The 4894-nt window shown below is 39.6% G+C and carries 5 protein-coding genes; 3 read left to right on the top strand and 2 right to left on the bottom strand.

Annotated elements, in window-relative coordinates:
• Positions 1–170 precede the first annotated feature (170 nt).
• Positions 171–1007 carry a S8 family serine peptidase gene (locus LJE12_RS19190; protein WP_118613442.1) on the top strand — a complete coding sequence of 279 codons (837 nt, stop codon included), beginning with the start codon at positions 171–173 and terminating at the stop codon, positions 1005–1007.
• A 54-nt stretch (positions 1008–1061) separates the two neighbouring features.
• On the opposite strand, the gene LJE12_RS19185 is transcribed toward LJE12_RS19190, so the two are convergent.
• Positions 1062–1232: a hypothetical protein gene (locus LJE12_RS19185; protein ID WP_005428285.1), complete on the bottom strand. Its 171-nt coding sequence runs from the start codon at positions 1230–1232 to the stop codon at positions 1062–1064.
• A gap of 156 nt (positions 1233–1388) precedes the next feature.
• Between LJE12_RS19185 and LJE12_RS19180 the strand changes: the two genes are divergently transcribed.
• The gene (locus LJE12_RS19180; RefSeq protein ID WP_005428283.1) at positions 1389–1769 is read left to right on the top strand and encodes a TnpV protein; all 381 of its coding nucleotides are present in this window, start codon (positions 1389–1391) and stop codon (positions 1767–1769) included.
• Between the two features lie 309 nt (positions 1770–2078).
• Positions 2079–2744 (top strand): PBECR4 domain-containing protein, encoded by a 666-nt coding sequence (locus tag LJE12_RS19175; protein ID WP_005428282.1) that lies wholly within the window; start codon positions 2079–2081, stop codon positions 2742–2744.
• 411 nt (positions 2745–3155) lie between these two features.
• Here LJE12_RS19175 and mobQ read toward each other — a convergent pair whose 3' ends face one another.
• Positions 3156–4865, bottom strand: a complete 1710-nt coding sequence (gene mobQ, locus LJE12_RS19170; RefSeq protein ID WP_023924145.1) for a MobQ family relaxase — start codon at positions 4863–4865, stop codon at positions 3156–3158.
• Positions 4866–4894 lie beyond the last annotated feature (29 nt).

Raw genomic sequence — 4894 nt, 5'->3', positions numbered from 1 at the left:
CAAAAATTTTTGCCTGAAATCATCAATTTGCTATTGACTTTTTATTTGCAGGCTCAGTAATTGAATTGCCGAGGATTCCCGCTTATTATCCTAAAATTGTTATAATAAGAGTCCGTATGCAGAACTTTTGTATATAATAGACTAAGTGAATATCTGGAAATGAGATTAAAATGCCAGACCAGAAAATAGATAACCTTTTAAATCTTGCAATGGATGCAACCCCACAGGAGCGTAGAAAGTCAGGAAATCTTAATGTAGGATATGATCCTGCAACCAGGCTATGGGATGTGATCATAAAGTACAGCGGACCGGAAAGTGGTCTGGCTGGAAATGGAATTCAGGTAGTGCCATTGTTAGGCGGTTATGCAGTGGTAACTTTGCCGGAAAGTGAGATTGATGAGTATTCCCACAGAGTTCAGGTGGAATTTATGGAGAAACCCAAACGCCTGTATTTTGAATTGTTTCAGGCGAAGGGAGCGAGCTGCATCCGCACAGTGCAGACCGGCAGGAATGGACTGACGGGAAAAGGAATCCTGACAGGAGTTGTAGATTCAGGAGTGGATTATTTTCACCCTGATTTCCGAAATGCAGACGGAAGCAGCAGAATTTTACGTTTATGGGATCAGAGCATACAGGGAAATCCACCTCAGGGATATGTGACAGGAACTGAATATACGAAAGAGCAGATCGATGAGGCGCTTGCACTTGGAGAAAACCAGGGCAGGCGTCTTGTTCCATCTTCAGATTACAGTGGACATGGAACTTCCGTGCTGGGAATTGCAGCAGGAAATGGGAGGGCATCAGATGGAGTGAATCAGGGAGTTGCCTGTGAAAGTGATCTGTTGGTTGTGAAAATGGGAATTCCCAGAGAGAACTCCTTTCCCAGAACTACGGAACTGATACAGGGGATTGATTATCTGGTGAGGCAGGCGCTGGCTATGGGAAGACCAATGGTGATCAATCTCAGTTTTGGAAATAATTATGGATCCCATGAACCTTATAATTAAGGGAAAACATAAGAAAACACTGATATTTCCTGTGTTTTCAGGCAATTCAGTGTTTTACTCGGATTCATGTTTGGTTGTTGTTTGAGTCTTATAATACTCGGTCAGGATCATGTTAATCTGCTGGGAACGTGTACGATAGTTCGCTTTTGCATCCTTATCAATCTCAGCAACCAGTTCTTTGGACAAAGTAGTATAGACCTGAATATTGTTGGAACTGATAGCCATGTGGCACCTCCGATTCAATTTAATAGAATTATTCTATCATACTTCTTCGGGAGGGGCAATGTGAACTGAAAATTGAAGAATTATTGTTACTGTAAAATTGGAACGGTCGTAAAGAAAATCTATGAATAGAGAACGATAAGAAAGGTAGAACAGACAATGAAGAAAACAATTTTTGAAGAGATGGGCGGTACTTATATCAGACATGGGGATTATCTTATCCCTGCTCTTACCTTACCGAAGGAAGAAGAACAAAGGGTTGTCGGTGTATGGGGACAAAGACATTTGCGGTATTTGAAGGAATACCGCAGATTGCTATATCTGAATATGCTTACAAGCGGCAGGCTGAATGGTTATTTGGCTGATATAGAAGAACAGGCACAGGAACGCTTTGAAAGACTTGTAGAACAGATGAAACAGGCACAAGGCATTACAGAACAGCTAAAGGTGGAAAATGTCTTGGAATGGATAGGAAGAATGAACAATATACAAGTATGTGCGAGGGAGATTGTGGATAAAGAGATAATTTATCAAGAATGAAATGTAAGATAAATAGTGTATAAAATGTAGCAGGGCATCATAAGATAAAATTGTAATTGCATTTTCCACATAGTTCGTGTAAAATGTAATTAGAAAAGCTGTGCATCAGCGGTGGGTTGACACCTAAAATCTGATACGTTTTCCGAACGAAGGTGTCGGAGGTTGGCAGGCAACGGAAAAACCTGATATTTTCCAGACGAAGGTGCTGGAGGTTGGCAGACAACGGAAAAATCAACCATGAGAAGGGAATGTTTAGTGCTGCGGCGTGAACATTCCCTTCTCTAAATTTTATGGGATAAGGATTAAGTTATGGACAAAAGACGTGCAATTCAGATTATGACAAAAGCGGCACAACTATATAAAGAACATCTTGAGGATCAGAAGGTTTTGTTCCTATATGGCTTACCGAAAGAGGTGAATAAGCAATTACAGGAAAGTAATAAGATTTTGTCATCTGTACAGGGATATGAAGTTGTTTTCCATAGATACAATTTTTTACATTTGACAGGAGTTCGATTGAATAAAAAAGAGACAGCTTCTGCAATTCATTTTTACCAGAAATGCCTGGATAAGCGATTAACAGAAAATGATTTTGTTTTTGCAAAAGATGGCTCTACGGGGCAAAAATTGGATATATTGGAACGTATGATGCTTATTAAGAAAAACGTAACAATGATAGGAGAATTTACAGATCGAGGACCGAAATTATATACAGAAAAAGCTGCCGGGAATATATGTGGTTGTATTGGCTTCGTAAAAGATAAAAATACGAAATTAAATGTACCGAACACATTGCTGAAAAAGGACATCAGAGATGTAACAGCACAGCCTACATATAAAGTATTTGCTGTAATATCAAAACACTATACAGATGAGAAATATACAAATCTTGTGAAGATGGACAAAAGTATTGATTTGAAAGAGTGTTGTTTCTCAGAAACAATAGAAAATATGATAGATAGAGAAAATCTATAATGAAATATAAAGAAACCATGCTACTGCTTTTTGTAACAGTATCATGGTTTTATTGTTTGTCGTCTATATTTTAAGTTGATTATTACTTTACAAAATTGGCAATGTTATAATTATCATTGATTTTAGAAGAAGGGAGTATCGAGGGAAATTAGTGGAACTGGTTTTGCAAGCATAGCGTTTGGATATCCAAACGCACTTTGGGAGCCCCCCAAACCCCATTTGTTGGCTTTACAAAGTAGGAATTTTTTGCTCAAGATAAAAAGAGAGTGCGTAAGCGGAAAGAAATCAAATTATGCTTACGCACTTTGTGCCTCACTTTTGCTCGGTGGTTAGCAGTTTGTGAATTATTGGGATGAAGCAATATAACTGTTTTGAGAAAACGGGATATTTTTTATATTAGTAGTTTAAACATTATAGTTCTGTGTTGTGCGATTTTTGCCTGGATTGAACAGGATGTTTTTTTTGCAATTCCTGTTTCCTCTGATATTCAAGTTCCCAGGTACGATGAGAGAAGCTATAGGGATCTTCCATATTGAGATCATCCACTTCATGGGTTGCGATATCACGATAGTGATAGTCATAATATTCACCAAAAGTACCTTTGAGCTGCTCAATCAGTTTCTCTCGGAAAGTAGGTCGTATCTGGATTCTGGCATCCAGTAATTCTGTATATTGCTCTGGTTTAGGCCGGAGTTTTTCCTCTTGGAAAGCGACAGCATCTTTTTCAAGCTGCTCTTTGAGAGCCATATCCTGAGAATCGAGAATATCCAGATTCTTATCCATCTGGTCGTATTTTCTGGAAAGGCTCGCCATATCTTTCTCTGTGGAGCATTCAGCCTGAAACAGCAGCTGTTCTTTGGCAGATTTCAGTTCCTCGATTTCTTCTGTTACGGTTGTAAGCTGCTGGTTTAACTTTATATGCTGGAAAGGATTTAGAATACTGGTTTTACTTTTTTGCACATTTAGTTCTTTCTTTTCAGTAACTTTCGCTTTGAGCTTTTTCTTAATGGTATCATATTTATTTAGGATAGGACGAAAATGCTGCATCCAGTCATGGATCACTTCTTTTTGCATTTCATTATGAAGTAAATGATATTGTGTAAAAATCATATGATTGCGGATTGCTTCTAATGTTTCTGCAATTACCGGAATAGATTTTTCGACAGCTTGAACCAATTTTTTTATCTGTGTTTTTAATTCCCGTAGTATTCTGTTATCCGCACGAACCCGACGGTTGATTTCACACCGGTCTGCTATCATGCCTTTCTTTTCCATATTCTGGGCAATGTAGCCTTCGTGGATGGTTGGCTGTTCAGTGATTCCCTGAGCTGCAAAACTGCGGTGATCAATGGCGGCATTTATCTGATTAAGGGCAAGCATTTTATTTACGGCATCTGCCCAGTTTGCTCTCCAGAGGCAGAGCTGTTCCTCACTGTTCCATTGTTCGGAAATCGGGTTTTGTCTGCCATACCGGGTGCTTTTTGGATGTTTGTCGATACGTTCATAACCTTTCTCCTGTGCTGCCGAGGGAGTCAGATATACTTTCTTTTTCCCAGCTTTATAACGATACTGTTTTTCCCAGCCCTCTTTCTGAGCATCCTTAAATTCAGAAGCAGTAAATCCCTTTTCCTCTCCATCTTTGATGCATAGATATTCTTTTTCGGTTTTATACTGCCATGTTCCGTTTTCGTTTAATGGACGGACAGTAAGTAGAATGTGTGCATGGGGATTGTGACCATCTGTATCGTGAATGGCGAAATCGGCACACATTCCCATATCTACAAAATTCTTTTGAATAAAATTCTGAAGAAGAGAAATATTGCTGTCTTTATCCAACTCAATAGGGAGTGCGACAACAAATTCTCTTGCCAGTCGGCTGTCTTTTGTTTTTTCAGCAGCTTCTACAGCATTCCAGAGTTGCTCCCGGTTTTTCCATTTAGGCGGAGCCATAGGGGGAAGCATTACTTCCTGATAGATCAGTCCATGTTTTCGGGTGTAGTCATGCTGGATGCCATCGTAATCATTGTATATGCGGCTACAGCTCATATAAGCAGATGCAGCGACAGCAGACCGCCCGGAACCACGGCTGACGACCTTGGCTTGCATATGATAAATTGCCATATCTGGCACCTCCTTTCGATGTTGCCTGC

Origin of the sequence: Blautia sp. DFI.6.71, assembly GCF_020593585.1 — a bacterium.
GTDB lineage: Bacteria > Bacillota > Clostridia > Lachnospirales > Lachnospiraceae > Blautia_A > Blautia_A wexlerae.
This window is presented reverse-complemented; position numbering and strand designations above follow the sequence as displayed.